This window comes from Allobosea sp. P2_A10 (assembly GCF_056405115.1).
Map to the genome: position 1 here is coordinate 21,158 of NZ_JBFUCS010000013.1, position 26,284 is coordinate 47,441.

Consider the following 26,284-nt stretch of genomic DNA (forward strand, 5'->3'; position numbering starts at 1 on the left):
GAACCACGCAATTTAACGGATTGCCAGTCAGATGGCTGCCCTATCGCCACACTTGCTTCAATGCGTCCCCGGTTGATTATTGCCTCCGCCCCTTCCGCCTCCCACCGCTCTCCCCAGCCCCAACCGGCCGCTGCTCCGTCCTCGGCCCCATCTCATCCAGCCCCGGCTTCCTCGGCCGCGCCCGCCCCACCGGCTTGCCCTCGCCGCCGCCGAAATTATGCGGCCCCATATCCGCATCCGTCGGTTTCCGCGCCCGCGTCGGCAGGTTCGCGCTCGCTCCATAGCTCCGCTCGCCCTTGTAGCGCCCGGCCGACGCCTCGACGTCGCCCTGCCTTGCCAGCGGGTCGTCCGAGATCGCCAGTTCCGTCGCCTGCAGGCGCTTGATCTCGTCGCGCAGGCGGGCGGCGGTTTCGAACTCCAGGTCGGCGGCGGCTTCGCGCATGCGCTTTTCGAGGTCGGCCAGCGCCGCCTTGAAGTTGTGCCCGGCGGCGGGCGTGCTCATCCCCGCATCGACCGTGACGTGGTCGCGCTCATAGACCGAGCCGAGAATGTCGCCGATGGCGCGCTTGATCGTCTGCGGCGTGATGCCGTGTTCGCGGTTATAGGCCTCCTGCTTCTCGCGGCGACGCGCGGTCTCGGCCAGCGCGCGCTCCATCGAGCCGGTGATGTGGTCGGCATAGAGGATGACGCGGCCGTCGACGTTGCGGGCGGCGCGGCCGATGGTCTGGATCAGCGAGGTCTCGGAGCGCAGAAAACCCTCCTTGTCGGCGTCGAGAATGGCGACGAAGCCGCATTCGGGGATATCGAGGCCCTCGCGCAGCAGGTTGATGCCGACGAGGACATCGAAGGCGCCGAGCCGCAGGTCGCGCAGGATCTCGATGCGCTCGATCGTGTCGATGTCGGAGTGCATGTAGCGCACCCGCGTGCCGTTCTCGTGGAGATATTCGGTGAGGTCCTCGGCCATGCGCTTGGTCAGCACCGTGACCAGCGTGCGATAGCCCGCCGCCGTGACCTCCTTGATCTCGTCGAGCAGATCGGCGACCTGGTGCTTGGCGGGACGGATCTCGACCGGCGGATCGATCAGCCCGGTCGGCCGGATGACCTGCTCGGTGAAGACGCCGCCGGTGCGGTCCATCTCCCAGGCGCCGGGCGTGGCCGAGACATGCACCGACTGCGGGCGCATCGCGTCCCATTCCTCGAAGCGCAGCGGCCGGTTGTCCATGCAGGAGGGCAGGCGGAAGCCGTATTCGGCCAAAGTCGCCTTGCGGCGAAAGTCGCCGCGATACATGCCGCCGATCTGCGGCACGGTGACGTGGCTCTCGTCGGTGAAGACCAGCGCGTTGTCGGGCAGATACTCGAACAAAGTCGGCGGCGGCTCGCCCGGCTTGCGGCCGGTGAGATAGCGCGAATAGTTCTCGATGCCGTTGCAGGAGCCGGTGGCCTCGATCATCTCGATGTCGAAGGTGCAGCGCTGGTCGAGCCGCTGCGCCTCGAGATAGCGGCCCATCCTGTTCAGTTCATCCAACCTGCCACGCAATTCCTCCTTGATCGACTTCACCGCCTGGGTCAGCGTCGGGCGCGGCGTGGTGTAGTGCGAATTGCCGTAGACTTTCACGAATTCGAGGTCGGCGGTCTTCTGGCCGGTCAGCGGATCGAATTCCGCGATGCTCTCGACCTCGTCGCCGAACAGGCCGATGCGCCAGGCGCGGTCTTCATAATGGGCCGGGAACAGCTCGATGACGTCGCCCCGGACCCGGAACGAGCCGCGCGTAAAATCGTGCTGGGTGCGCTTGTATTGCAGCGCCACCAGATCGGCGATGAGCTGGCGCTGCTCGATCTTCTCGCCGAGCTTGATGCCGAAGGTCATCGCCGTATAGGTCTCGACCGAGCCGATGCCGTAGATGCAGGAGACGGACGCTACGATGATGACGTCGTCGCGCTCCAGCAGCGAGCGCGTCGCCGAGTGGCGCATGCGGTCGATCTGCTCGTTGATCGAGCTTTCCTTCTCGATGAAGGTGTCCGAGCGTGGCACATAGGCCTCGGGCTGGTAGTAGTCGTAATAGGAGACGAAATACTCGACCGCGTTGTCTGGGAAGAAGCTCTTGAACTCGCCATAGAGCTGCGCCGCGAGCGTCTTGTTGGGCGCGAGGATCAGCGCCGGGCGCTGCGTCAGCTCGATCACCTTGGCCATGGTGAAGGTCTTGCCCGAGCCGGTGACGCCGAGCAGGACCTGGTCGCGCTCCTGATTGCCGATGCCGTCGAGCAGATCGGCGATCGCGGTCGGCTGGTCGCCGGCGGGCTCGAAGTCGGACTGCATGCGGAAGGGAATGCCGCCCTCGGATTTGTCGGGGCGCGGCGGACGATGCGGCGTCCAGGCTTTTCCGGGGTCGATGAACGGGCTGCCGGTTTCGAGCAGGCTTTGCAGCGACTGCGCGGTCAGGCTCGCGGCCGTCTCGCCCTCGATGCCGTCGAAGGCGGAATCGGCCCTCTTCGTGAGCTTGCGCTTGGGCCTTTCCTCGCCGCCGGGCCGCTCCGTGGCGTAGCTTGGCTTCGCTTCGTAGCCAGCCTGGGGCTTGTCGGAGAACCCGGCCGCGCCGCCGGGCACCGCGTTGCCGCGATTGATCGCCGGGTTGAGCAGGTCGGCGAGATAGCCCTCCAGCGGCTTGAGCTCGGGCCGCGTCGCCTTGGAATTGGGCGTGCGGGCGCTGGCCGGCTTCTTGGCCGGCTTTTTGGCGGGCTGGGGCTTGGCGGGAGCATCGGGGCTTTTCGACATGGCGCCAATATGGGGCGAGTCCGCGCGGGGCGCGAGAGGGTGGGGCGCATGGCGGTGCGGACTGGTGACAGGAGATGGCAGGAGCGGGATAGCTTCGCCGGCGCGGGCCCGCCCTATTTCAGCGCCACGATGATCATCAGGAAGACCAGCACCAGCAGGAGCTGGCGCAGGCTCCAGTTGAGCTTGCCGAGCGCGTCGGCCGTGGTTTCGGGCGGGTCGTCCTCGGGGTCGGTTGCGGGTGGCGGCGCGACCGGAGCCGGCACGCTCGTCCAGTCGAGCGTCTCGACCAGCCCGCGCGCCGGCGTGCTCGTCCGGCCATCCGGCTCCAGCCCGAGATGCCAGGCGACCGGCAGGCTGGGCCCGGCGTCGCGCTCGGCCTCGCGGACCCAGAGGCTGGTGCTGGCGGCGAGCGTCAGCGTCCGCGCGGCGCCCGACAGGATATCGCGGCGCAGGCTCTCGAAGACGGCGGCCGGCGCGAGCAACTCGGCGTCGAGCCCGCTTTCGCTGTCGTCGCGGGCCGTGAGCGTCAGCAGCAGGCGCGGCTCGGCTCCGGCCGGCAGCGGCCGCAGGATCAGCGCGATCTCGCCCGCCTCCCCCTTGAAACCGACCCGGCGCAGACTGTCCTGAACCGGCCGGGCGGAAGCGAGAATGCGCGGCGTCCCGACGAGCGCGCCCTCGCGCAGGGCGACGCCATCGGCGAGCTCGAGCGTATCGGCCTCCAGCCGCAGACGCCGGCCGAGCCCCTGGAAAAAAATGTCGGAGACGCCCTCGACCGTCATGCGGCCCGCACCGAGGGTGACAGCGCGCCTCGCTTTCGAATCGTCCATGCGGCCCCCGCCCTCTTGCGCGGCGACGATAGCAGGTCGCCCGTGCCGCGCCAGAAGCGCCGCCGCCGGCATTGCTGACATTGTCTTGCCGTCTCGCGTGGCTATCGTGCCCACCAAACGGGGGAAACGACGAGGTGCAACGCCAATGACCGACGAACTCGTGCTCTACACCAACCCGATGTCGCGCGGCCGGATCGCGCGCTGGATGCTGGAAGAGGTTGRCCAGCCCTATCACACCGAGATCCTCGGCTTCGGCCCGGAGATGAAGGGCGATTACAAGGCTGTGAACCCGATGGGCAAGGTGCCGGCGCTGAAGCATGGCGACCTCGTCGTGACCGAATGCGCCGCGATCTGCGCCTATCTCGCCGACGCCTTTCCCGCTGCCGGGCTCGCGCCGGAGCCGACGAGCCGGCTGCGCGGCCCGTATTACCGCTGGATGTTCTTCGGCGCGGGACCGACCGAGGCCGCAGTCACCAACAAGGCGCTCGGCGTCGCGGTGCCTTCCGAACGCGAGGGCATGGTCGGCTACGGCAGCTTCGGCGCGGTGATGGACACCCTGGAGGGCGCGGTGAGGCAGGGCGACTACCTGCTCGGCGACAGGTTCAGCGCGGCCGACGTCTATCTCGGTTCGCAGATCATCTGGGGTTTGCAGTTCGGCTCGATGGAAAAGCGCCCGGCCTTCGAGGCCTATGCCAAGAAGCTCGCCGGCCGGCCGGCGGCGATCAAAGCACGCGAGATCGACGATGCGCTGGTGGCTGAGATGAAGAAGGCGGGGTAGCGCAGGGACGCCCTCAGCGAAACGCCGCCGTCATTCCGGGCGCAGCGCAGCGGAGACCCGGAATCCATCGTAGAGCAACGACAGCGCTCGATGATGGATTCCGGATCGGCGCGGCTTTGCCGCTTGTCTGGAATGACGGCGCGTTGGCGTATCCGAACGGGACGGCCATCGGATTCCGCCTCCCGCCCAGCGCATGACGCACTGCAGCAAGGCCGGGTTGCCCGGCGTTTTTGCGTGGGCTAGTTTTGGCGGATCGAGGGGTTCTTCTGGTTTCGCGTCCGCCTTTGCGCGGCGCACCCCGTACAGGCAGACATGACCGCCATCGCAGAAACCGCCCTGCCGCGTCACGGCATGAGCTTCCGTTCCTTCGTGACGCTGACCGCGGCGCTGATGGCGGTGAACGCGCTCGCGATCGACTCGATGCTGCCGGCCCTGCCGGAGATCGGCGAGACGCTCGGCATCACCGAGGCGAACGACCGGCAGTGGATCGTCACGGCCTATCTGCTCGGCTTCGGCGTGGCGCAGATCGTTTACGGGACGCTGTCGGACCGCTTCGGCCGGCGGCCGGTGCTGCTGTTCGGGCTCGGGCTTTACGTGCTGGCCAGCATCGGCGCGGCCTGCTCAAGCTCCTTCGAGGCGATGATGTGGGCGCGCGTGCTGCAGGGCGTCGGTGCGGCGGCGACGCGCGTGCTGGCAATTTCGATCGTGCGCGATTGCTACTCCGGCCGCGACATGGCGCGCGTGATGTCGCTGGCGATGATCGTCTTCCTTGCAGTGCCGATCCTGGCGCCCTCGATCGGCCAGGCGATCCTCTGGGTCGCGCCGTGGCGCTGGATTTTCGGCGTGCTGACGATCTTTGGCGCGGCCGTCCTCGTGGTCGCGGCGCTGCGCCTGCCGGAGACGCTGCATGAGGAGGACCGCAAGCCGATCGAATTCCACAGCGTGATCGCCGCGTTCCGGATCACGCTGACGACACGCATCGCGGTCGGCTACATGCTGGCGATGGCCTTCGTCATCGGCGGACTGTTTGGCTTCATCAACTCGGCGCAGCAGGTCTTCGTCGACGTGTTCGACGCGGAGCGCTTCTTCACCATCATCTTCGCGCTGATCGCCGGCTGCATGGCGGTGGCGTCGCTGGTGAATTCGCGCATCGTGGTCAGGCTCGGCATGCGCCGGGTCTCGCATGGCGCGCTGCTCGGCTACATCGCACTGACCAGCCTGCATGCGCTGGTGGCGCTGGCGGGCTACGAGACGCTGTGGAGCTTCGCCGCTTTCCAGGGCGGGGCGATGTTCTGCTTCGGGCTGCTCGCGCCGAATTTCGGGGCGATGGCGATGGACCCGCTCGGCCATGTCGCGGGCACGGCCTCATCGGTGCAGGGCTTCGTCACCACGCTCGGCGGGGCTCTGCTGGGCTTCTATATCGGCCAGCATTTCAACGGCACGGTTGTGCCGATGACGCTGGGCTTCTCGCTCTGCGGGCTGGTGGCGCTGGCGATGGTGCTCTGGGCCGAAAAAGGCCGGCTGTTCCGGCCGACGCCGGGTCGCAGCTGAAAGAGCATTCGTCATCTCTGATGGAAAACAGGCCATCTGGGCTGGCCTTAGGCCCTTCGACCGCCGCCTCTTGGCGACGGGCATGCCGGGAATCGTCTTCAGTCCGGTAGAGATCGATAGAGATTCGCATTGGCCCGGGAAGCGTCGCCGCCGATCGGCCTCCCGTATTCGGGGTGACTCACGCGGTCTTGAGATTGACCGCCGAGGACTTGCCGGTCTTGCGATCGGCCTCGAGATCGTAGCTGATCTTCTGACCTTCGTTCAGGCCGCGCATGCCAGAGCGCTCGACTGCGCTGATATGCACGAAGACATCGCTGCCGCCCTGATCGGGCGTGATGAATCCGTAGCCCTTGGTTTCATTGAACCATTTCACGGTACCCGTGCTCACGTGCTGTTCCTTTTGGTCTCTGTTCAGGCCGGCACATGCCGACCCAACTGACACTGTAGAAGGCAATCCGCCATAGTTGCAATGACGCGTCGCAAAAGCATATTCGCAGGCGCGAAGCGCAATGCCGGCGATGCAGGCCCGTCCCGAGCGCACGGCCTCTTGCCCGACGCTTCGCGCTCCCGCATGAACGCTTCTGAAAATGCCGAGGGAGGGCCTCAAGCCATGACGAACTACGTAATCGATCCGCCGGCCGTGACGGCCGTTCCGGTAGCCGGCGGCGGGCTCTTTCCGGTGCGGCGCGTCTTCTGCGTCGGTCGCAACTACGCCGAGCACACCCGCGAAATGGGTGGCGATCCCGACCGCGAGGAGCCGTTCTTCTTCACCAAACCCGCCGACGCGCTGCTGATCAACGGCGCCGACATGCCCTACCCCACGAAGACGAAGGATCTCCATCACGAGATGGAGCTGGTCGTCGCGATCGGCACGGGGGGCCGGGACATCGCCGAGGCCGACGCGCTCTCCCACGTTTACGGCTATGCCGCCGGTCTCGACATGACGCGCCGCGACCTGCAGGCCGCCGCCAAGAAGGGCGGCAAGCCCTGGGACATGTCGAAGGGCTTCGATCTGTCGGGCCCTATCGGCGAAATCGTGCCCGCCAGCCATTCCGGCCACCCCAGCGCCGGAAAGATCGAACTCGTCGTAAACGGCGTGCCGCGCCAGAGTTCCGACCTCTCCAAGCAGATCTGGAATGTCGAGGAGACGATCTCCTATCTCTCCAGCCTCGTCGTGCTGGCTCCCGGCGACCTGATCTTCACCGGCACGCCCGAGGGCGTCGCGGCGGTGGTCAAGGGCGACACGCTGGAAGGCGAGATCGCCGGCGTCGGCACCGTGCGCACGCGCATCGTGTGATCGCTGTCGCATGACACCCACTCAGCCCTCATCCTGAGGAGCCGCGAAAGCGGCGTCTCGAAGGATGCTCCAGGAAACGCCGAAGCGGACTGGAGCATCCTTCGAGACGCGCTCTTGCAGAGCGCTCCTCAGGATGAGGGCTGAGGATGAAAAAGCTTCGCCGAATTCGGAAGGACAACCTCATGACGCTCACCCCCGACGCCGCCGGCGTCTTCCCGATCGCGCCGACGCCGTTCAACCCGGACGGGACCATCGACTGGACCTCCACCGACCGGCTGTTCTCGTTTTATGATGGCATCGGCTCGGACGGCACGACCGTGCTCGGCATCATGKGCGAAGCGCCGAAGCTGGAGCCGGAGGAATCGGTCGGCATCGTCAAAAGCGCGGTCAGGAACATGCCGGGCAAGCCGGTGATCGTCGGCGTTTCCGCGCCGGGTTTCGCCGCGATGCGCTCGCTGGCGCGCCAGTCGATGGATCTGGGCGCGGCCGCCGTGATGATCGCGCCGCCGCCAGCCTTGCGCACCGACGACCAGATCACCGGCTATTACGCGCAGGCCGTCGAGGCGATCGGGACCGACATCCCCTTCGTGATCCAGGATTATCCGCTGACCCTGTCGGTGATCATGACGCCTGCGGTCATCCGCAAGATCGTGATGGACAACCCGTCCTGCGTGATGCTGAAGCATGAGGACTGGCCGGGGCTGGAGAAGATCTCGACGCTGCGCAAGTTCCAGGCGGACGGTAGCCTGCGGCCGATCTCGATCCTGACCGGCAATGGCGGCATGTTCCTCGATTTCGAGATGGAGCGCGGCGCCGATGGCGCGATGACCGGCTACGCCTTCCCCGAACTGCTGATCGACGTGGTCAGGCTGCAGAAGGCCGGACAGCGCGACGCCGCCCACGACATCTTCGACGCGCATCTGCCGCTGCTGCGCTACGAGCAGCAGCTCGGCATCGGGCTTGCCGTGCGCAAATACACCATGATGAAGCGCGGCATCCTGGGCAGCGACGCCCAGCGCAAGCCGGGGCCAGCAATCAGCGCGATGGCCAAGGCGGAGGTGGACTACCTGCTGGCGCGCGTAGCCAAGCACGATCCGCGCGCCAAACTTTGAGACGAACCACCGCCGTCATTCCGGGCGCAGCGAAGCGGAGACCTGGAATCCATCATAAAGCCCAGCGCCTTTCGATGGATCCCGGGTCAAGCCCGGGATGACGGCGGTGGTTTCTGGAAGACCTACTCCAGCCAGGTCGCGATGCCAGCAGCCGCCGCGACGCCTGTCGAGAAGCAGGCTTGCAGCAGATAGCCACCGGTCGGGGCTTCCCAGTCCAGCATCTCGCCCGCGACGAAGACGCCGGGCAGACGCTTCAGCATGAAGCCGTCATCGACCTCGCCGGTCACGATGCCGCCGGCCGTCGAGATGGCCCGCGCGATCGGGGCCATGCCGGTCAGGGTCAGCGGCGCGGCCTTGATGAGAGCCGCGAGCAAGGCCGGCTCCTGCGGCAGGGCAGCGCCCGCGCTTTCGCGCAGCACGGCGATCGCGGCCGGCGACAATCCAGCCGCCTTGCGCAGATGGTTGCTCAGCGTCTCGCCCTTGCGGCGCTGGCCCAGCCTCTCGATCAGGCGAGCGGTTTCCATGTCCGGGCGCAGATCGAGCGTGATCGCGGCCTTGCCGTCGCGCAGCACCGCCTCGCGCAGCAGGCCCGACAGCGCGTAGACCGCGCCGCCCTCGATGCCGTCAGCGTCGATCATCGCCTCGCCGGTGGCCTGGCGCTCGCCGCATCTGATGACGAGGCGCTTCAGCGGGACGCCGGCGAAGCGCTCGCGCATCATCGGCGACCAGTCGACCGTGAAGCCGCCATTGGCCGGAAGCAGCGGCGCGACGGCGACGCCTCGCTCGGCCAGCAATGACGCCCAGCCGCCATCGGAGCCGAGGCGCGGCCAGCTCGCGCCGCCGAGCGCCAGCAGCGTCGCGTCGGCCCGGACAGCCTGCGTGCCGCCATCGCGGGTCTCGAACAGCAGCGCGCCATCCTCGCTCCAGCCGGTCCAGAGGTGGCCGGCGGCGAGCGTAACGCCTTGCCCTTGCAGACGACGCAGCCAGGCGCGCAGCAGCGGCGAGGCCTTCATCGCCTCGGGGAAGACGCGGCCGCTCGTGCCGACGAAGCTGTCCGCGCCGAGTTCGTCGGCCCAGTCGCGCAGCGCCTGCGGGGGGAAGGCGCGGATCGCGGGTTCGAGCCAGCCTTGCGCCGTGCGGTAGCGCGTCAGGAAAAGGTCGAGCGGTTCGGAGTGGGTGAGATTCAGCCCGCCGCGCCCCGCGAGCAGGAATTTGCGCGCCGGCGACGGCATGCGGTCATAGATGGTGACGCGATGGCCGGCGAGCGAGAGCCGTTCGGCGGCGATGAGGCCGGATGGGCCTGCGCCGATGATCGCAATGGTTTTGGCTTGCATGGCGGAGGGCTTGGGGCCGGCGAGAGCGCGGGTCAAGCTCCGTCGTCATGCTCGGTCTTGCCCCGAGCATCTCGTGCTCGCTTTCGGTGTTTCATCCTGCGTGAGATTATCGGGGCTAGCCCGATCATGACGTCGCGCCGTCAGCCCCGCGCGAACGTCTCGTCGAAGGCGTAGCCCGCGCCGCGCACGGTGCGCAGCGGGTCCTTGGCGTCGCCCGGCGTGATCGCCTTGCGCAGGCGGCCGACATGGACGTCGACGGTGCGCTCGTCGATGTAGACGTCGCGGCCCCAGACGGCATCGAGAAGCTGGGCCCGGGAATAGACGCGGCCAGGCGCCTGCATCAGAAATTCAAGCAGGCGAAACTCGGTCGGGCCGAGATGGAGCTCCATGCCCGAACGGCGGACGCGCCGCGTCGTGCGGTCGAGCTCGAGATCGCCGGCGGCGAGCAGGCCCGCGACGTGGCCTGGTTTGGCGCGGCGCAGCAGCGCCTGGATGCGCGCGATCAATTCAGGCAGCGAGAACGGCTTGACGACATAGTCATCGGCTCCGGTGGCGAGCCCGCGCACGCGCTCGGTCTCCTCTCCGCGCGCGGTCAGCATGATGATCGGCACGCGCTCGGTGTCGCGGCGCGCGCGCAGCCGGCGGCAGAGCTCTATCCCCGACAGGCCCGGCAGCATCCAGTCGAGGAGGACGAGATCGGGCGTGTTGTCGCGCAGATGAAGCTCCGCATCGTCGCCGCGCGCGACGCTGTCGACCTCGAAGCCTTCGGCCTCGAGATTGTAGCGCAACAGCAGCGTCAGCGGCTCCTCGTCCTCGACGATCAGGATGCGTGCGGGCATGTCTTGGCTGTCCCTGGGACGACGACGCGGCTCAGGAGCCGGTCACCGCCTCGACCTCGATGTTGGTGGTGTCGAGCTTGGGCCGGTTGATGTCGAGCGTGCCGCCGGTGACGAGGTAGTGGATCGTCTCGGCGATGTTGGTGGTGTGGTCGCCGATGCGCTCGACATTCTTGGCGCAGAACAGGAGATGCGTGCAGAAGGTGATGTTGCGCGGATCTTCCATCATGTAGGTCAGCAGCTCGCGGAAGAGCGAGGTGTAGAGCGCGTCGATCTCGCCGTCGCGGTGCCAGACCTCCATCGCCTTCTGCTCGTTGCCGGCGGCATAGGCGTCGAGCACATCCTTGAGCTGGGCCTGGACGAGACGGCTCATATGTTCGAGGCCGACCACGGCGCGCTGGGGCGGCTGGAACTGGCCGGAGATCGCGACCGCGCGCTTGGCGATGTTCTTGGCGAGGTCGCCGACGCGCTCGATGTCGGAGGCGATGCGGATCGCCGAGATCAGCTCGCGCAGATCGTTGGCCAGCGGCTGGCGGCGCGCGATCGTCAGCACGGCGCGCTCCTCGACATCGCGCTGGAGGTTGTCGAGGCGCTGATCGGCCGAGATCACCTTCTGGGCGAGCGCCGTGTCGCGGCGCACCAGCGCCACCGTGGAATCGCCGAGCATGCGCTCGGACATGCCGCCCATCTCGGCGAGGCTGCGGCGCAGCGCCTCGAGTTCGGCGTCGTAGGAGCGGACGATATGGTCGGACATGGGAGGGAGTCCTCTGGCGGCGGATGCAGGGATGCTTGAAACGTCTCGTCGGCTCAGCCGAAGCGGCCGGTGACGTAGTCCTGCGTCTGCTTCTTGTGCGGGTTCATGAAGATGGTGTTGGTCGGGGCGAACTCGATGACCTCACCGAGATACATGAAGGCGGTGTACTGCGAGATGCGCGCCGCCTGCTGCATGTTGTGGGTCACGATGACGATGGTGAAGTCGGTCTTGAGCTGCTCCAGCAGGTCCTCGATCTTGCCGGTCGAGATCGGGTCGAGCGCCGAGGTCGGCTCGTCGAACAGGATCACCTCCGGCTTCTGGGCGATGGTGCGGGCAATGCACAGGCGCTGCTGCTGGCCGCCAGACAGGCCCATGCCCGACGCCTTGAGCTTGTCCTTGACCTCGTCCCAGAGCGCGGCGCGGCGCAGCGCGCCCTCGACGCGATCGTCGAGTTCCGATTTCGGCGGCTTCTCGTAAAGGCGGATGCCGAAGGCGACGTTGTCGTAGATCGACATCGGGAACGGCGTCGGCTTCTGGAAGACCATGCCGATGCGCGAGCGCAGCTCGTTGACGTCGACCTCGTTGGAGATGACGTTGCGGCCGTCGAGCATGACCTCGCCGGTGGCGCGCTGCTCGGGATAAAGCGAGTAGATCCGGTTGAAGATGCGCAGCAATGTCGACTTGCCGCAGCCCGACGGGCCGATCAGCGCCGTGACGTGGCGGTCGCGGAAGTCGAGGTTGATGTTCTTCAGCGCCTTGTGCTCGCCGTAGTAGAAATCGAGGTTCTTGACCGCGATACGGACCATGGCGTCGGCATCGAGCGATTGCGGGCTGAGTTCAAGGGTCGAAAGCATCGAAGATTTCCTTCGGATCTGACGCGACGGGTTTTGTCTTGTGAGTTACTTCGCGCCGCGCACGATGCGGCGGGCGACGAGCGAGAGCAGCAGGATCGAGACCGTGATGATCAGCGAACCCGCCCAGGCGAGCTGCTGCCAGTTCTCGTAAGGCGCGGAGGCGAACTGGTAGATCGTCACGGGCAGGTTGGAAACGCCGCCCGAGAGCGTCGGCGAGAACCAGAAATTATTGTTCAGCGCGGTGAAGATCAACGGTGCGGTTTCGCCGGCGATGCGGGCGAGCGCCAGCAGGATGCCGGTGACCATGCCGGATTTTGCGGCGCGCCAGGTGATCGCGGTGATCACGACCGAAGGCGGGGCGCCGAGCGCGGCGCCGGCCTCGCGCAAGGGTCCCGGAACCAGCCGCAGCATGTCCTCGGTGGTGCGCACGATGACCGGGATCGCGATGATGCCGAGCGCGACGCCGCCGGCCCAGCCGGAATAGCCGCGGAACGGCTCGACCAGGATGACGTAGACGAACAGGCCGATCAGGATCGACGGAGCCGAGAGCAGGATGTCGTTGATGAAGCGGATCAGGTCGGCGAGCTTCGAGCCCTTGCCATATTCCGCGAGATAGGTGCCCGCCAGCACGCCGATCGGCGTCGCCACGACGATGCCGAGGAAGGTCAGCACGATCGAGCCGACGATGGCGTTGGCGAGGCCACCGCCCTCCGAGCCCGGCCCCGGCGTGACCTGCGTGAAGGTCGCGACGGAGAGCCCGCCGACGCCCTTCACGATCAGCATGCCGAGGATCCAGAACAGCACGACGATGGCGAGCAGCGTGAAGCCGGTCGCGATGAGCTTCATCGCCCTGTCGGCGGTGCGGCGCGACTGGCGCACGCGGCCCCAGGGGACGATCGGAATGGGTTGCGCGGCGGAGGGTGTCGTCATGGTCATGGCCGAAGATCCGTTCAGAAGGACTTGACGCGTGCGACGAGGATGCGCGCGATGACGAGGACGACGAAGGTGACGAAGAACAGGATGCAGCCCAGCGCAATCAGCGAGTTGAGCTGGAGACCCAGCGCCTCGTTGAACTCATTGGCGATGCGCGAGGCGATGGTCGAGCCCGGATCCATGATCGATGCCGATAGCCGGTTGGCGTTGCCGACGACGAAGGTCACCGCCATCGTCTCACCCAGCGCACGACCGAGGCCCAGCATCACCGCGCCGATGATCGAGACGCCGGCCTGCGGCACCAGCACATGGCGCACCACCTCCCAGGTTGTCGCGCCGATGCCATAGGCGCTCTCGCGCAGCACCGAGGGAATCTGGTCGAGCATGTCACGCACGATCGAGGCGATGAAGGGGATGATCATGAAGGCTAGGATGATGCCCGCCGTCAGGATGCCCAGCCCCGAGGGCGAGCGCGAATACAGCACCGTGCCGACGATCGGGATGCCCTCGACGATATTCGAGAGCGGGATCTGAACATAGGCCGCAAACAGCGGCACGAAGACGAACAGGCCCCACATGCCGTAGATGATCGAGGGCACGGCGGCGAGCAACTCGACCGTCGTCGAGACCGGCTGCTTGAACCAGGGCGGGGCGAGCTGCGTCAGGTAGACCGCGATGCCCAGCGACAGCGGCACGCCGATGACGAGCGCGATCAGCGCGGTCGAGAGCGTGCCGACGATGGCGGGCCAGGCGCCGTATTTGTCGTTCTGGGTGTCCCAGACGCTGGAGGTGATGAAGCCGAGGCCAAACTCGCGGAAGGCAGGCCAGCCGCCGATCACCATCGAGAGCATGATGCCCGCGAGAAGAACCAGCACCAGCAGCGCGGCAAGGAAGCTCGCATTGCGGAAGACTAGATCGAAGGTGCCCTTGGGCGTCTTGCGGATGGCGGGCGCGGCGGGCCCGGTCATCATGTCTGTCACGGCGGTCATCCGCAGGCTCCGGTCGCAAAAGTGGCCAAGACTGTCTGGACCTCATGTCGGTCCGATCAGCTTCAGCCCTCATCCTGAGGAGCGCTCCGCAGGAGCGCGTCTCGAAGGAGGCTCCAGAGTGCTCTGGATCACCCTTCGAGACGCCGCTTCGCGGCTCCTCAGGATGAGGGCTGAGTATTCTTGAGAGATGTGAGGCGGGTTGGCCCGCCTCGCATCCTTGATCGCGTCGCTCAGAAGATCGGCTTGCCGGAGTTGTCGACGACGCCCTTCCAGGCGGCGCGGACCATATCCTTCACATTCGCCGGCAGCGGCACGTAATCGATGCCGAGCGCCAGCTGATCGCCATTCTTGTAGGCCCAGTCGAAGAACTTCAGCGCGGCCTGCGTGTCTTCCGGCTTCTCCGGCTTGGCGTAGACCAGGATGAAGGTCGCCGAGGTGATCGGCCAGGCAGTGGCGCCCTTCTGGTTGTTCAGCGAGATGCCGAAGCCGGGAGCCTCGCTCCAGTTGGCGTTGGCGGCGGCGGCCTGGAAGGCCTTGTCTTCGGGAGCCGGGAACTGGCCGTCGGCGTTCTGGACGAGCGCGTAGGCGAGCTTGTTCTGCTTGGCGTAGGCGTATTCGACATAGCCGATCGAGTTGGCGACCTGCTTGACCGAGGCCGAGACGCCCTCATTGCCCTTGCCGCCGATGCCGACGGCCCACTGGACCGACTGGTTGGCGCCCATCTTGGTCTTCCACTCGGCCGAGACGCGCGAGAGATAGTCGGTGAAGACATAGGTCGTGCCCGAGCCGTCCGAACGGTAGACCGGGTTGATGTTGGCGTCGGGCAGCTTCAAGTCGGCGTTGAGCGCAGCGATCTTGGGGTCGTTCCACTTCTTGATGTCGCCGAGATAGATCTCGGCGATGAGCTGGCCGGTGAGCTTGAGCTTGCCGGGCTCGACGCCGGCGATGTTGATCGCGGGGACGACGCCGCCCATCACGGTCGGGAACTGGATCAGTCCGTCCTTGGTCAGGTCCTCGCCCTTGAGGGGTGCGTCGGTCGCGCCGAAAGCCACCGTCTTGGCCTTGATCTGGCGAATGCCGCCGCCGGAACCGATCGACTGATAGTTCAGGCCGACGCCGGTGTCCTTCTTGTAGGCCTCGGCCCACTTGGCATAGATCGGGAAGGGGAAGGTTGCGCCGGCGCCGGTGATGTCGGCAGCCTGGGCCACGCCGGACAGACCGATCGTCGCGGCCGCGAGAATGAGAATTTTGCGCATTGAGATGTCCTCTCTGGATCGCATGTTTGGCGACCCGTTCAGAACACCTTCCTTATGACAGCTACATGACAGCTCGTCACCAAAGCCGTCATAAACCCATCACCCTGGACGTTTCGGCGGCGCGCCGAAACGCGGCAGCACGGCCCGGAAGGTCGCGCCCTGTCCGAGCGCGCTCTCGATCGTCAGACGGCCACGATGGCGCAGGACGATATGCTTGACGATGGCCAGACCGAGCCCCGTGCCGCCGGCCTCGCGGCTGGCGGTGGTGTCGACGCGGTAGAAGCGCTCGGTCAGGCGCGGCAGATGCTCGGGCGCAATGCCCGGCCCGTCGTCGCGCACGCTGACGCCGGCTTCCGCCGGTCCGCCGGCGACCTCGATGACGACCTCGCCGTCGCGCCTGCCGTATTTGATCGCGTTCTCCACCAGATTTTCCATCAGGCGCAGCAATTCGTCGCGGTCGCCGGCGACCTTGACCGGTTCCGGCGGCGCCTCCAGCCTGAGCGTGACATTGCGCTCGCGCGCCATCAGCGTCAGCGAATCGACGATCTCGCGCGAGATGCCGGCGAGATCGACCGGCGTCTCCGGCGCGAGGTGAACGCGCAATTCGATGCGCGAGAGCGAGAGCAGATCGTCGACGAGGCGGGCCATGCGCAGGCCCTGCTCGCGCATGATGGTGAGGAAGCGGTCGCGCGCGCCGGCATCGTTGCGGGCCGGCCCCTGCAGCGTCTCGACGAAGCCGAGCAGGGAAGCCAGCGGCGTGCGCAGCTCGTGGCTGGCATTGGCGACGAAATCGACGCGCATGCGCTCGGTGACGCGCTGCTCGCTCAGATCCTCGAAGGTCAAGAGCACCGCGCGCCGCGCACCGCCGCCGAGCGCGGCTATATGGATACGGAAGGTGCGCTCTACGGGCACGCGCTCGATCAGTTCGATGACGCGCCGGCCGCCCTGCAGCGAGACCTGCTCGATGGCGTCGATCAGATCGGGATCGCGCATCACCAGCGTCATGGGCTGGCCCGTCCCCAGCGCCGGGATCAGTGCGCGCATCGCCGGGCTCAGCGCCTGCGCCAGGCCCTGCCGGTCGAGCAGGACGACGGCCGCGCCAAGCGCCTCGATGAGAGCCAGCGTCGCAGGCGCATGGGGATCGACGGTATCGAACATCGGGCTGGACACCTTGCTGCGCCTGGCCGCAACCCGGACAGGCGCGGGAACCGAACGACGGGCAGAACGCTTTCCTGATCGGATCGCCGGCCAAGGTCAATTCCCCTACCTTTCGCACCCGGCTAGGCTCGCGAGCTGACACGAGGAACCGACGATGGCCAAGGACAAGAAGACGACGAAGCGCTTTTCCGGCTCCGGACTGAAAGGGGCGATCGATCTCGCTCCAAAGCGGAAACCGCCAGCCGGCTCGCCGTCGAGGGAAAAATCGACAGCGTCGCCCGAACCGGATTTCGACATCGAGGCGACAGAGCTGCCCAAACGCATCGTCGAGGCGGCCTTTCGCAGTGGCGGTTTTCCCTATGACAAGCGCATGAAGCGCAAGCACTACGAGAAGCAGCTCGAACCGCTCCAGATCGAGCTGCTCAAGCTGCTGGCCTGGGTGAAGGAGCACGGCGAGCGCATCGTCATCGTCTTCGAGGGCCGCGACGGGGCCGGCAAGGGCGGCGCGATCGCCCGCTTCACCCAGCACCTCAATCCGCGCCAGGCCCGGGTGGTAGCGCTGTCAAAACCGTCCGACACCGAAAAGGGGCAATGGTATTTCCAGCGCTACGCCGCGCAGATGCCGGCGGCCGGCGAGATCGTGTTCTTCGACCGCTCCTGGTACAACCGCTCCGGCGTCGAGCGGGTGATGGGGTTCTGCACGCCGCAGCAGACCGACAGCTTCCTGCACGAGGCGCCGGCTTTCGAGGGCATGCTGGTGCGCGACGGCATCCGCCTGTTCAAGCTGTTCCTGACGATCGGGCGGGACATGCAGATGACGCGGCTGCATGCGCGCTGGCACGACCCGCTGAAGCGCTGGAAACTGTCGCCGATCGATTTCGAGGCGATCCCGCGCTTCGACGCCTATTCGGAAGCGTTCGAGCAGTCTCTTGCGCGGACCTCGACAGAATGGGCGCCGTGGTGCGTGCTGCGCGCCAACGACAAGTTCCGGGCGCGGCTGAACGCGATCCGCCAGGTCCTCCACGCCATCCCCTACAAGGACAAGGACGAGGATGCGATCGGTGAGATCGACGACAGGATCGTGCTGTCGGCGGAAAGCTATCTGTCCAAGGGCGGCGAGCGCTGAGGGTGGCGAGCGCTGACGAGCCTCAGGCGCGAACCAAAACGACGCCTCCGCGTTACCCCCATGCGGCCGCCCTGCATCATGCCGGACAGGCCCGCATAAAAGCGGAGGAGATTTCCTTGGACAGACGATCATTCATCACAGCGCTGATCGGCGGCATGGCCGCGGCCAGCGTCGGCGGCATCGCCATGGCGCAGGCTGTCGAGCACAAGGCCGCCACGCTCCCGAACGACGCGTCCGACGCGCTTCCCGTGGAGACGGCCAAGGCTCTCGACGAGAGCGATGCGGAGTTCAGCCAGTATTATCGCCGCAGGCGCTATCGCCGCCATTATCGTCGCAGCTATCGCAGGCGGGATCGTCGGGCGCGGCCGTTCAGCCAGCGCTGATGCAGACAAGCGTGGACGGTCACCCGTCCACGCCCTCAGCCTTCAGGCGAAGCCGCATATTCGGCATCGGCCAGTTCATGCGCCTCGTCCCAGCCTTCGAGCCATTGCTCATGGGACGCGCTCGTCAGCGGGTAGGGACATTCGCTGCGCAGCATGCCGTCGAGGCAGGCCTGATAACCCTCGTCGTAAGCGGCAATCCCGGTTCTGGACATCATAGCGCAGCCTCCTGCATTCGCGTGCCCATTCAGACAGGGAACGCAGAAGGCGCGACTTTGATCCACCGGCATTCCGGCAGGCCGGTCAGCGCTCGCCACCCTTGATCCGCCGCGCCATCTCGTGGAGCGCCAGCAGGGCCAGCGCGAGGATGAAGGGCAGCAGGTAATAGGCGATGCGGAAGAGCAGCAGCGCGCCGAGCACGCCCTCATAGGGCAGGCGGCTCAGCGCCACCAGCATCGTCGCCTCGAAGACGCCAAGGCCGCCGGGCGCGTGGCTCGCGATACCGATCAGGCAGGCGAAGACATAGGCCGCGAGAAAGGTCGGGTAGGCGAGATTGTGCCCGCCCGGCAGCAGCACATAGAGCACGGCGGCGGCAGCACAGACCTCGCAGGCGCCCAGGAACATCTGGCCGAGCGTGGTGCCGAGCCCCGGCAGAGGCAGGTTCCAGCCGCTGACGCGGATGGTGCGCTCGCCGCTCGACACCCAGGTCAGATAGCCGAGCGTGCCGAGCGCGACCGCCGCGCCGACGCTCTGCACCACGAGCGGCGAGGTTCGCGCCAGCACCGCGACCGAATCGGACGCGTAGAACAGGCAGGCGCACAGGATGGCGCCGAGGCCGAGCCAGAAGGTCAGCCCCGCGATCACGGTCAGGCTGGCGACCTCGGAGGCGCGCACGCCTTTCGGCGAGTAGATCCAGTAGCGCACCGTGCCACCGGTCACGATCGGGAAGCCCAGTGTGAAAGACACCGAATAGCTGGTGAAGGAGGCGAGAGCCGTGGTGCGATAGGGAATCGAGAGACCGAGCCGCTTCAGGGCGAGTGCGTCGTAGCCGGTGAGCAGCAGGTAGCTCAGCGCGGTGAAGCCGAGCGCCAGCCCGAGCTGACGGCGGCTGGCATTGGCGAAGGCGCCGGCAAGTTCGCCAGGCTCGATCTCCCTGACGATGTACCAGAGCACGACCAGCGAGGCGCAGAAGATGATCGCGCTGGCCAGCGGACCAAGCCACCACCAGCGACTGCGCTTGCGTGGGGGGAGACCTGGCTCGGGCGGGCCAAACGACATGCAACGAACTCGCTTGCAGGCTGGTCCAGGACCTTGCGCCCCCGCGCAGGGTCCCGGGCGGGACGGGAAGACCGCGCAAGCACGACTCCGGCTCCGACAGATAGCGCCTGATTGCGATTGCGCAAGCTATGGCGACGCACCGGTGGCGCGCGCGAGGCTCGCGTCAGCCCGTCTCTTGTCAGCCGGTCTTGCGGAAGACCCGCAGCGTCTTGAAGGTCGCGACCTCGTCGACCTGTGCGGTCTTCGCCCAATCGGCGATGATCGGCTCGGCCGTCGCATAGGCAAACGAGCCGGTGTAGAACAGGAGATAGCCGCCGACATCGGTCTGGGCGGTGAAGAGATCGATGACCTCGCGATCGGTCAGCGCGCCATAGGCGTCGTTGGCCTCCGTCCTGAACTCGCAGGCATGGAACAGGGTGACGATGTCGAAGCGCGGCAGCAGGCGCGCATTGCTGGTGTAGATGTCGCCGAAATAGGCGCTGTAGGTCTTGGTGATGGTCGGGTTGCCGGTCGCCAGCTTGACGAAGGCGTCGTATTCCTTGGGCGAGGCGGTGATCCCGAGCACCGTGCAGTTCAACTCGGCTTCCGCGCAGCGGATGCCGACGTAATGGTGGCCGCCGGTGCCGAAATGGTAGATGCGCTTCTCCGTCAGCCCCTCTTCCTCAAGCCATTCGACGAAATGGACGTCGCAGGGGCATTGCTCGACGCGCAGGCCCCAATAGACGTCCCAGATGTTCATCGTCGCGGCGGTCATGGCTTTCGGCTCCGTGGCAAACCGGCCGGGTTCCGTTCCGGCCGTCCGATGTGGCTGATGTGACTGGCCTGCAAAAGCCCGCAGCGCCGCTGAACCGAGACTGAACGCCTGGCCGGCCTCGTGGCCGGGCTCATGGCGAACCCTGCTCGGCATGGTCGGGGCGGGCCTCGTTCCGGCTCCTGTCATGGCCGGCGCTGCGCACGACGCCGCCGGCGCGCTTCATCACCAGCCGGTGCGATGCGATTTCGGCGAAACCGGCGCTGAGGCCAAAGCACAGGATCATCGCGTCCGGCCGGGTGGCGCGCAGCATGGCGAGGCAATCGAGGGCCGCGTCGGTTTCGAGCGCGCTCGTCGCCTCGTCGAGCAGGATGATGTCGGGCTTTTCCAGACCGGCCCGGGCGAGCGCCAGGCGCTGCCGGTCGCCAGCCGCCAGTTCCTTGTCCCAGTCGCGGATCTCGTCGAGCCGCGCGACGAGACCCGACAGGCCATAGCGGCGCAAGGCCTCGGCCAGCCGCTCGACGGGCTGCGCCAGCGTGGTGTCGAGCACGGCGCGCAATGTGCCCTCGGAGAGATGCAATTGCTGCGGCACGACGGTGACCAGCGCGCCTTCGGGCAAGGCGATCTCGCCCCTGCCCCATGGCCACAGCCCGGCGATGGCCTGGATCAGCGCGGCCTTGCCGAGACCCAGTTCGCCCGACAGATGCAGCGTCGCGCCCGATGGCAGCGACAGATCGACATCGGCGACGAGCGTGCGCCCGTCGCGATCGACCAGGGTGACGTCGCCCAGGCGCAGCAGGCCGTCTCCCGAAGGCGCGACCGCGAGACGCTCTCCCGGAGCATCGCGATCGACCTTCTCCAGCGCATCGGCGAGTTCGTTGACGCGCCTGGCCGCCGCGAGCCATTCGGCGATGCGCATGAAGTTGTCGAGCAGCCAGTTGAAGGCGTTCTGGACGGCGACGAAGGCGGCCGCGACCTGCACCACGCCGCCAAGCGACATCTCGCCGGAGAGGTATTTCGGCGCGGCGAGCAGCAGCGGCACCACCGGCACCAGCGCGCCCGAGCCGTTGGTAATCCAGGTCAGCTTGCCGCGCTGGCGGATCATGGCGAGCCAGCGCGAGACCAGGCTGTCATAGGTCCGCGCCACGATACGGCGCTCGCCGGCCTCGGCGCGGGCGAGCGCGATGGTCTCGCCATGGTCGCGGATGCGCATCAGCGAGAAGCGCAATCTCGCCTCGCCCTCGTTGCGTGCCGCGATCAGCCGCGGCAGCCGGCGGCCGACGATGGTGATCAGCACGGAGACGAGCACGGCATAGAGGATCGCCGCCAGCACCATATAGGCGGGGATGACCACGGCCTCGCCGCCGAGATGCAGGGTCAGGCTGCCGCCGATCATCCAGAGGATGCCGATGAAGGTGATCGCCGTGATGATCGAGGAGAGCAGGCCGATGGCGAAATCGACCACCGGCTCGGTCGCCCAGCGGACGTCGTCGGCGATACGGTATTCGGGGTTGGCGGGCTCGTAGCCGGACAGGCTGAGGCGGAAGAAGCGGCGTTCGCCGACCCAGCCATCGGCCAGTTTCGCCGTGACCCATTCGCGCCAATAGACCTGGAAGGTTTCGCGCGAGATCAGGATGACGACGCCGAGACCGGCCGCGATCAGCACCAGAACCGGAAAGACCGCCATCGCAGTCAGCGCGCTTTCGGCATCCTTCTTTTCAAGCGCGTCGAAGAACCAGCCATTCCAGCGATTGATGGTGACGTTGACGAAGACGCCGACGATGATCGCGGACGCCAGCGAGAGCGACCAGAACCAGGCACGGCGCGCGCTCCCGCCGCGCCAGAAGCCGCCGGTGAACCGTGCAAAGCGCAGCGCGACCTGCCGGTCGCTCGGCAGGCTCGCCGGATTGGCCAGGTCGTCGGACGTCTGCAACAGCGCGGGATCCCCCCGGATCGACACGGACACGGCACAACCGGACTGCCCGTTGCCGTCGGACCTTAGCCGGCAGTCAGCCGTGGCGCGAATGAATTGCAGGTGAATGCTTCGTGAGCGCAGCCGAGGCACAGGACGGTCGCGGCGCTTCCCGGACGAGCCGGCACAACTTTAGAATTCGTCTAAGTTACTGACATGAATTGCATATTTCTGTTTGCTGCGTTGCATTCATGTCATTGACTCAAGAGCGCGCGACGGCCAGACAGGCATTGTTCGCGACAGGCAGCCACGCTTTCCCAGCCACCCAGATCGCCGGAACATTCCGTTTCACTGGGCGAGCAGGCCGTTGAGAGCCTGCCTGGGGCTGTAATGAGCAACACGAAGATTCCGTTTTCCCTGCGCGGGGGTGCAGGTCCGCAGCCGAAGACCGCGCTCTCCGGCGCCAAACCAGCTCTCGGAGCGCTGGCCGCGGCCTGCATCGCATCCGCTGCCCCGATCGGTGACGCGCGCGCGCAGACGCCGGGCCAGCTTCCGGCCCTGAATGTCGAGGCGCCCGCCGAGATCCGTCGCGCCCAGCCGGCCCGCGCCCGGCCGCAACCCGCCCGTGCGACAAATCGCAGCGCCGCCCGCCCGCGCCCGGCCCGTCCGGCCCAGGCATCCCCTGCCACCGGCCCCGCCCCGGTCGTCGCCGCGCCCGGCGCCAACCCCTTTGCCGACCCGTCGGCGCCCTACAAGGTCGATCGGTCGTCCTCGGGCAAGCTGACCGAGCCGCTGCTGAATACGCCGCGCACCGTCACCACGATCCCCAAGGAAGTGATCGAGGACAAGGGCGCGACCTCGTTCCGCGACCTCGTGCGGACGACGCCGGGCCTGACGCTGGGTTCGGGCGAAGGCGGCAACGCCTATGGCGACCGCGTCTATATCCGCGGTTTCGACGCGCGCAACGACGTCTATGTCGACGGTGTCCGCGACGCCGGCGTCTCGATCCGCGAGAACTTCAACACCGAGCAGGTCGAGATCATCAAGGGTCCGTCGGGCAGCGTCGGCGGCCGCGGCTCGTCTGGCGGCGCGGTCAACGTCGTGACCAAGGCCCCGTCCTTCGTCAACTTCATGAACGCCACCGCCACGCTCGGCACCGACAACACCCGCCGCCTCACCGTCGACGGCAATTATGTCGTCAATCCCGACCTCGCCATCCGCGTCAACGGCATGGGCCAGCTTGCCGACGTCGCCGGACGCGACGAGGTCTTCGACAACCGCTGGGGCGGTGCGCTCGCGGTGACCTACAAGCCGCTGGAGACCTTCAAGGTCACGCTGAGCTATTCGCACACCGACATCGACCAACTGCCGGACTGGGGCGTGCCCTTCGACACCCGCAACCTGCGCCCCTTCACCGAGAACGGCCTGCGCCGCTCGAACTTCTACGGCCTGCCCAACCGCGACTTCCAGAAGGCCAAGCAGGACATCGCGTCAGTCAAGCTCGAGTGGGACGTCACGTCCTGGCTCAACCTGACCAATACGACGCGCTACGGTTTCTCCGTGCTGGACTACGTCGCCGGCGCGCCGGGCACTCCCGTGACCACCGCGCGCGACCCTAGCGCCTGGACCGTGCCCTCCACCGCCAAGAGCCGCTATCAGGAGGTCGAGACCTACGCCAACCAGACCAACGCGACCTTCAAGTTCGAGACCTTCGGCTGGAAGCACACGCTGGTCACCGGCGTCGAGTTCAGCCGCGAGGATCTGTCGCGCGACAGCTATCAGGCGCTGTCAACCGAGGCCTTCGGCGTCGTCAACATCGCCGGCAATACGCTGAACCTGTGGAATCCGCGCGGCGTCGACATTCCGTGGACGGGCCAGTTCATCAAGACCGGCCGGCCGACGCAGGTTCTGGTCGATACCGCGAGCATCTACGCGCTCGACACCGTCAACATCCAGGACAAGCTGTTCCTGACCGGCGGCATCCGCCTCGAAAACTACAACACCAAGGCGACCTCGACGGCGGCCAATGGCGTGGTGACCGAGCTGTCGCGCGAGGACACGCTGGTCAACTTCAATCTCGGCGCCACCTACAAGGTCCTGCCGGAGCTCGCGATCTACGCGGCTTACGGCACCTCGTCGAACCCGTCGGGCGCCGAACTCGACGGCAACGGCAACGACTATGGCGGCCTGACCGCCGCGAACGCCACGATCGGCCCCGAGAAGAACCGCTCCTACGAGGCCGGCGTCAAATGGGAGGCGTTCGACCGCAAGCTGCTGCTGACCGGCGCGGTCTTCCGCACCGAGAAGACCAATGCCCGCGAGGCGCTGGGGGCGACCATTGTCGGCGGCGGCGAGTATCACATCGACGGCATCGAATTCAGCATGGGCGGCAAGGTGCTCGACCGCCTGAGCCTGTTCGGTGGCGCGGTGTTCATGCAGTCGGAGGTGACGAAGTCGGTCACCGCCGCAAATGTCGGGCGCAGGCTCGCCAATGTGGCGCACGAATCCTTCAACGTGCTGGCCAAATACGATGTCACCGACAAGCTCGCCGTCGGCGTGCAGGCGACCTACACCAGCAAGCAGTATGGCGGCACGCTCGCGGCCAACAACAACGTGCTGCCGGCGGGTTGGCGCTTCGATGCGCTGGCCGAATACAAGTTCACGCCCACGATCTCCGCCAAGATCCAGGTGCTGAACCTGACCAACGAGGTGCTCTACGACGCCTTCTACCGCAGCGGTTCGCCTTACGTGTATCTTGCGCCGGGACGCTCGGCCCAGTTTTCGCTGGCCTTCAAGTACTGACCACGACGCACCAAACACGACGCACCAAACACGACGCCTGGGCGCCTCACAGCGCCCCGGCGTCCCGACCGAAAAGAGAAAACGAGATGCTGCTCTGCATCCCCGATGTCCTGACCAGGGAGGAGGTCGCCTATTGCCGCAAGGTGATGGAGACCGCGAGTTGGCAGGACGGGCGCGAAACCGCCGGCGCGCAGGCCGCGCAGATCAAGCTCAACATGCAGCTGCCGCCGGATTCGCCCGCCGGCCGCGAACTCGGCCAGATCGTGCTCGACGGGCTCTACAAGAGCCCGCTCTTCCTTTCGGCCGCGCTGCCCTCGCGCATCCTGCCGCCGATGTTCAACAGCTATGCCGGCGGCCAGAATTTCGGCGTCCATGTCGACAACGCCATCCGCAGCGTGCCGGGCCAGGCGGCCCGCATCCGCACGGATCTCTCCGCGACCCTCTTCCTGGCCGAGCCCGAGGAATACGAGGGCGGCGAGCTGATGATCGAGACGCTCTACGGTTCAAACGAGGTCAAGCTCCCGGCCGGCCATCTCGTGCTCTACCCGGCGACCAGCCTGCATTGCGTCACGCCGGTGACGAGCGGCCTCAGGCGCGCCTCTTTCTTCTGGGTACAGAGCATGATCCGCGACGAGGGGCCGCGCACCATGCTGTTCGACCTCGACCGCACGATCCAGGAACTGCAGGCCGAGCGGGGCCTTGAAGACCCGCAAAGCGTGCGTCTGACCGGAATCTACCATAATCTCATCCGCCACTGGGCGGACACCTGAAGAAGCGATAATGTACGTGTCACCCATGCGCCTGACCCACACCTGCCGAAGCGCGGCGCGCCTCACCTCCTGCGCCGCAGCGCTGCTGACGCCCTCGCTCGCCTTCGCCCAGGCCTCGACCGTGCCGCACGACCTCTCGCCCTGGTCGATGTTCATGGCGGCCGAAATCGTCGTGAAGGCGGTGATGGTGGGTCTGGCGATCGCCTCCGTCGTGACCTGGACGATCTGGCTCGCCAAGACGCTCGAACTCAACGCCGCCAAGCGCAATCTGCGGCAGGCGACGATCATCCTGACGCGCCAGGCGACGCTGGGCGAGGCCGCGATAGCGCTGGCCAAATCGCACCGGCTCGGCCGCCGGCTCGTCGCGGCAGCGACAGACGAGATCGCCGCGTCCAAGCAGGCCTATGACAAGGACGGCATCAAGGAGCGCGTCGTCTCGAGGCTCAACCGGATCGAGCTCGCAGCCAGTCGCGATATCGCGCGCGGCACGGGCTGGCTCGCCACGATCGGCTCGACGGCGCCTTTCGTTGGCCTGTTTGGCACGGTATGGGGCATCATGAACGCCTTCATCGGCATCTCGAAATCGCAGACCACCAACCTTGCCGTCGTCGCGCCCGGCATTGCCGAGGCGCTGCTGGCGACCGCGATCGGCCTCGTCGCGGCCATCCCGGCCGTGATCATCTACAACCTGTTCAGCCGCAGCATCGCCGGCTATCGCGCCGAGGTCGGCGATGCCGCCGCCAGCGTGGCGCGGCTGGTCTCGCGCGATCTCGACCGCGGCCGCGGTATGCTTCCGCGCGCGGCGGAGTAGGG

Annotated in this window: 24 protein-coding genes; 9 read left to right on the forward strand and 15 right to left on the reverse strand. The window is 66.8% G+C overall.

Features of this window, described 5'->3' with window-relative positions:
* Positions 1-76 precede the first annotated feature (76 nt).
* Both uvrB and AC1DZY_RS18205 read right to left on the reverse strand, forming a co-directional pair.
* A complete protein-coding gene (uvrB, locus tag AC1DZY_RS18200) occupies positions 77-2,773 on the reverse strand; it encodes an excinuclease ABC subunit UvrB (protein WP_476821554.1) in 2,697 nt (898 codons plus the stop codon).
* Positions 2,774-2,886: 113 nt separating this feature from the next.
* On the reverse strand, positions 2,887-3,600 hold the full coding sequence (locus AC1DZY_RS18205; RefSeq protein ID WP_476821555.1) for a hypothetical protein: 714 nt from the start codon (positions 3,598-3,600) through the stop codon (positions 2,887-2,889).
* Positions 3,601-3,745: 145 nt separating this feature from the next.
* Here AC1DZY_RS18205 and AC1DZY_RS18210 point away from each other — a divergent pair, with 145 nt between their 5' ends.
* Positions 3,746-4,378, forward strand: coding sequence for a glutathione S-transferase family protein (locus AC1DZY_RS18210; protein ID WP_476821556.1), 633 nt, complete (start codon positions 3,746-3,748; stop codon positions 4,376-4,378).
* A gap of 312 nt (positions 4,379-4,690) precedes the next feature.
* Positions 4,691-5,929, forward strand: a complete 1,239-nt coding sequence (locus AC1DZY_RS18215) for a multidrug effflux MFS transporter (protein ID WP_476821557.1) — start codon at positions 4,691-4,693, stop codon at positions 5,927-5,929.
* 178 nt (positions 5,930-6,107) lie between these two features.
* Here AC1DZY_RS18215 and AC1DZY_RS18220 read toward each other — a convergent pair whose 3' ends face one another.
* Positions 6,108-6,317 carry a cold-shock protein gene (locus AC1DZY_RS18220; protein WP_054210450.1) on the reverse strand — a complete coding sequence of 70 codons (210 nt, stop codon included), beginning with the start codon at positions 6,315-6,317 and terminating at the stop codon, positions 6,108-6,110.
* Positions 6,318-6,539: 222 nt separating this feature from the next.
* On the opposite strand from AC1DZY_RS18220, the gene AC1DZY_RS18225 reads away from it, so the two are divergent.
* Positions 6,540-7,226 (forward strand): fumarylacetoacetate hydrolase family protein, encoded by a 687-nt coding sequence (locus tag AC1DZY_RS18225; protein ID WP_476821558.1) that lies wholly within the window; start codon positions 6,540-6,542, stop codon positions 7,224-7,226.
* Between the two features lie 182 nt (positions 7,227-7,408).
* Positions 7,409-8,338 carry a dihydrodipicolinate synthase family protein gene (locus tag AC1DZY_RS18230; RefSeq protein WP_476821559.1) on the forward strand — a complete coding sequence of 310 codons (930 nt, stop codon included), beginning with the start codon at positions 7,409-7,411 and terminating at the stop codon, positions 8,336-8,338.
* A gap of 122 nt (positions 8,339-8,460) precedes the next feature.
* Here AC1DZY_RS18230 and AC1DZY_RS18235 read toward each other — a convergent pair whose 3' ends face one another.
* The 8 genes from AC1DZY_RS18235 to AC1DZY_RS18270 form a co-directional block, all read right to left on the reverse strand.
* Complete coding sequence (locus AC1DZY_RS18235) at positions 8,461-9,672, reverse strand: TIGR03862 family flavoprotein (RefSeq protein WP_476821656.1); 1,212 nt, start codon at positions 9,670-9,672, stop codon at positions 8,461-8,463.
* Positions 9,673-9,812: 140 nt separating this feature from the next.
* A complete protein-coding gene (gene phoB / locus AC1DZY_RS18240) occupies positions 9,813-10,511 on the reverse strand; it encodes a phosphate regulon transcriptional regulator PhoB (protein ID WP_476821560.1) in 699 nt (232 codons plus the stop codon).
* A gap of 31 nt (positions 10,512-10,542) precedes the next feature.
* A complete protein-coding gene (phoU, locus tag AC1DZY_RS18245; protein WP_476821561.1) occupies positions 10,543-11,262 on the reverse strand; it encodes a phosphate signaling complex protein PhoU in 720 nt (239 codons plus the stop codon).
* A gap of 53 nt (positions 11,263-11,315) precedes the next feature.
* Positions 11,316-12,116 carry a phosphate ABC transporter ATP-binding protein PstB gene (gene pstB / locus AC1DZY_RS18250; RefSeq protein ID WP_476821562.1) on the reverse strand — a complete coding sequence of 267 codons (801 nt, stop codon included), beginning with the start codon at positions 12,114-12,116 and terminating at the stop codon, positions 11,316-11,318.
* A 45-nt stretch (positions 12,117-12,161) separates the two neighbouring features.
* Positions 12,162-13,052: a phosphate ABC transporter permease PstA gene (gene pstA / locus AC1DZY_RS18255; RefSeq protein ID WP_476821563.1), complete on the reverse strand. Its 891-nt coding sequence runs from the start codon at positions 13,050-13,052 to the stop codon at positions 12,162-12,164.
* A gap of 14 nt (positions 13,053-13,066) precedes the next feature.
* Positions 13,067-14,038, reverse strand: coding sequence for a phosphate ABC transporter permease subunit PstC (pstC, locus tag AC1DZY_RS18260; RefSeq protein ID WP_476821564.1), 972 nt, complete (start codon positions 14,036-14,038; stop codon positions 13,067-13,069).
* Positions 14,039-14,268: 230 nt separating this feature from the next.
* The gene (gene pstS, locus AC1DZY_RS18265; RefSeq protein ID WP_476821565.1) at positions 14,269-15,294 is read right to left on the reverse strand and encodes a phosphate ABC transporter substrate-binding protein PstS; all 1,026 of its coding nucleotides are present in this window, start codon (positions 15,292-15,294) and stop codon (positions 14,269-14,271) included.
* A 99-nt stretch (positions 15,295-15,393) separates the two neighbouring features.
* Positions 15,394-16,452 (reverse strand): ATP-binding protein, encoded by a 1,059-nt coding sequence (locus AC1DZY_RS18270; RefSeq protein ID WP_476821566.1) that lies wholly within the window; start codon positions 16,450-16,452, stop codon positions 15,394-15,396.
* Between the two features lie 154 nt (positions 16,453-16,606).
* Here AC1DZY_RS18270 and ppk2 point away from each other — a divergent pair, with 154 nt between their 5' ends.
* Both ppk2 and AC1DZY_RS18280 read left to right on the forward strand, forming a co-directional pair.
* A complete protein-coding gene (gene ppk2, locus AC1DZY_RS18275; RefSeq protein ID WP_476821567.1) occupies positions 16,607-17,578 on the forward strand; it encodes a polyphosphate kinase 2 in 972 nt (323 codons plus the stop codon).
* Between the two features lie 116 nt (positions 17,579-17,694).
* Complete coding sequence (locus AC1DZY_RS18280; RefSeq protein ID WP_476821568.1) at positions 17,695-17,961, forward strand: hypothetical protein; 267 nt, start codon at positions 17,695-17,697, stop codon at positions 17,959-17,961.
* 35 nt (positions 17,962-17,996) lie between these two features.
* Here the strand turns inward: AC1DZY_RS18280 and rmf are convergent, their stop codons facing one another.
* The 4 genes from rmf to AC1DZY_RS18300 form a co-directional block, all read right to left on the reverse strand.
* Complete coding sequence (gene rmf, locus AC1DZY_RS18285; RefSeq protein ID WP_476821569.1) at positions 17,997-18,176, reverse strand: ribosome modulation factor; 180 nt, start codon at positions 18,174-18,176, stop codon at positions 17,997-17,999.
* 85 nt (positions 18,177-18,261) lie between these two features.
* Positions 18,262-19,236, reverse strand: a complete 975-nt coding sequence (locus AC1DZY_RS18290) for a lysylphosphatidylglycerol synthase domain-containing protein (RefSeq protein WP_476821570.1) — start codon at positions 19,234-19,236, stop codon at positions 18,262-18,264.
* Positions 19,237-19,414: 178 nt separating this feature from the next.
* On the reverse strand, positions 19,415-19,990 hold the full coding sequence (locus AC1DZY_RS18295; protein ID WP_476821571.1) for a hypothetical protein: 576 nt from the start codon (positions 19,988-19,990) through the stop codon (positions 19,415-19,417).
* Between the two features lie 130 nt (positions 19,991-20,120).
* The gene (locus AC1DZY_RS18300) at positions 20,121-21,920 is read right to left on the reverse strand and encodes an ABC transporter ATP-binding protein/permease (protein ID WP_476821572.1); all 1,800 of its coding nucleotides are present in this window, start codon (positions 21,918-21,920) and stop codon (positions 20,121-20,123) included.
* Between the two features lie 369 nt (positions 21,921-22,289).
* On the opposite strand from AC1DZY_RS18300, the gene AC1DZY_RS18305 reads away from it, so the two are divergent.
* From AC1DZY_RS18305 to exbB, 3 genes are all read left to right on the forward strand, one after another.
* Complete coding sequence (locus AC1DZY_RS18305) at positions 22,290-24,701, forward strand: TonB-dependent receptor (protein ID WP_476821573.1); 2,412 nt, start codon at positions 22,290-22,292, stop codon at positions 24,699-24,701.
* An 86-nt stretch (positions 24,702-24,787) separates the two neighbouring features.
* The gene (locus AC1DZY_RS18310; RefSeq protein ID WP_476821574.1) at positions 24,788-25,471 is read left to right on the forward strand and encodes a Fe2+-dependent dioxygenase; all 684 of its coding nucleotides are present in this window, start codon (positions 24,788-24,790) and stop codon (positions 25,469-25,471) included.
* Positions 25,440-26,282 carry a tonB-system energizer ExbB gene (gene exbB / locus AC1DZY_RS18315; RefSeq protein ID WP_476821657.1) on the forward strand — a complete coding sequence of 281 codons (843 nt, stop codon included), beginning with the start codon at positions 25,440-25,442 and terminating at the stop codon, positions 26,280-26,282. Before AC1DZY_RS18310 ends, exbB begins: the two co-directional genes overlap by 32 nt.
* The last annotated feature ends 2 nt before the right edge of the window (positions 26,283-26,284 follow it).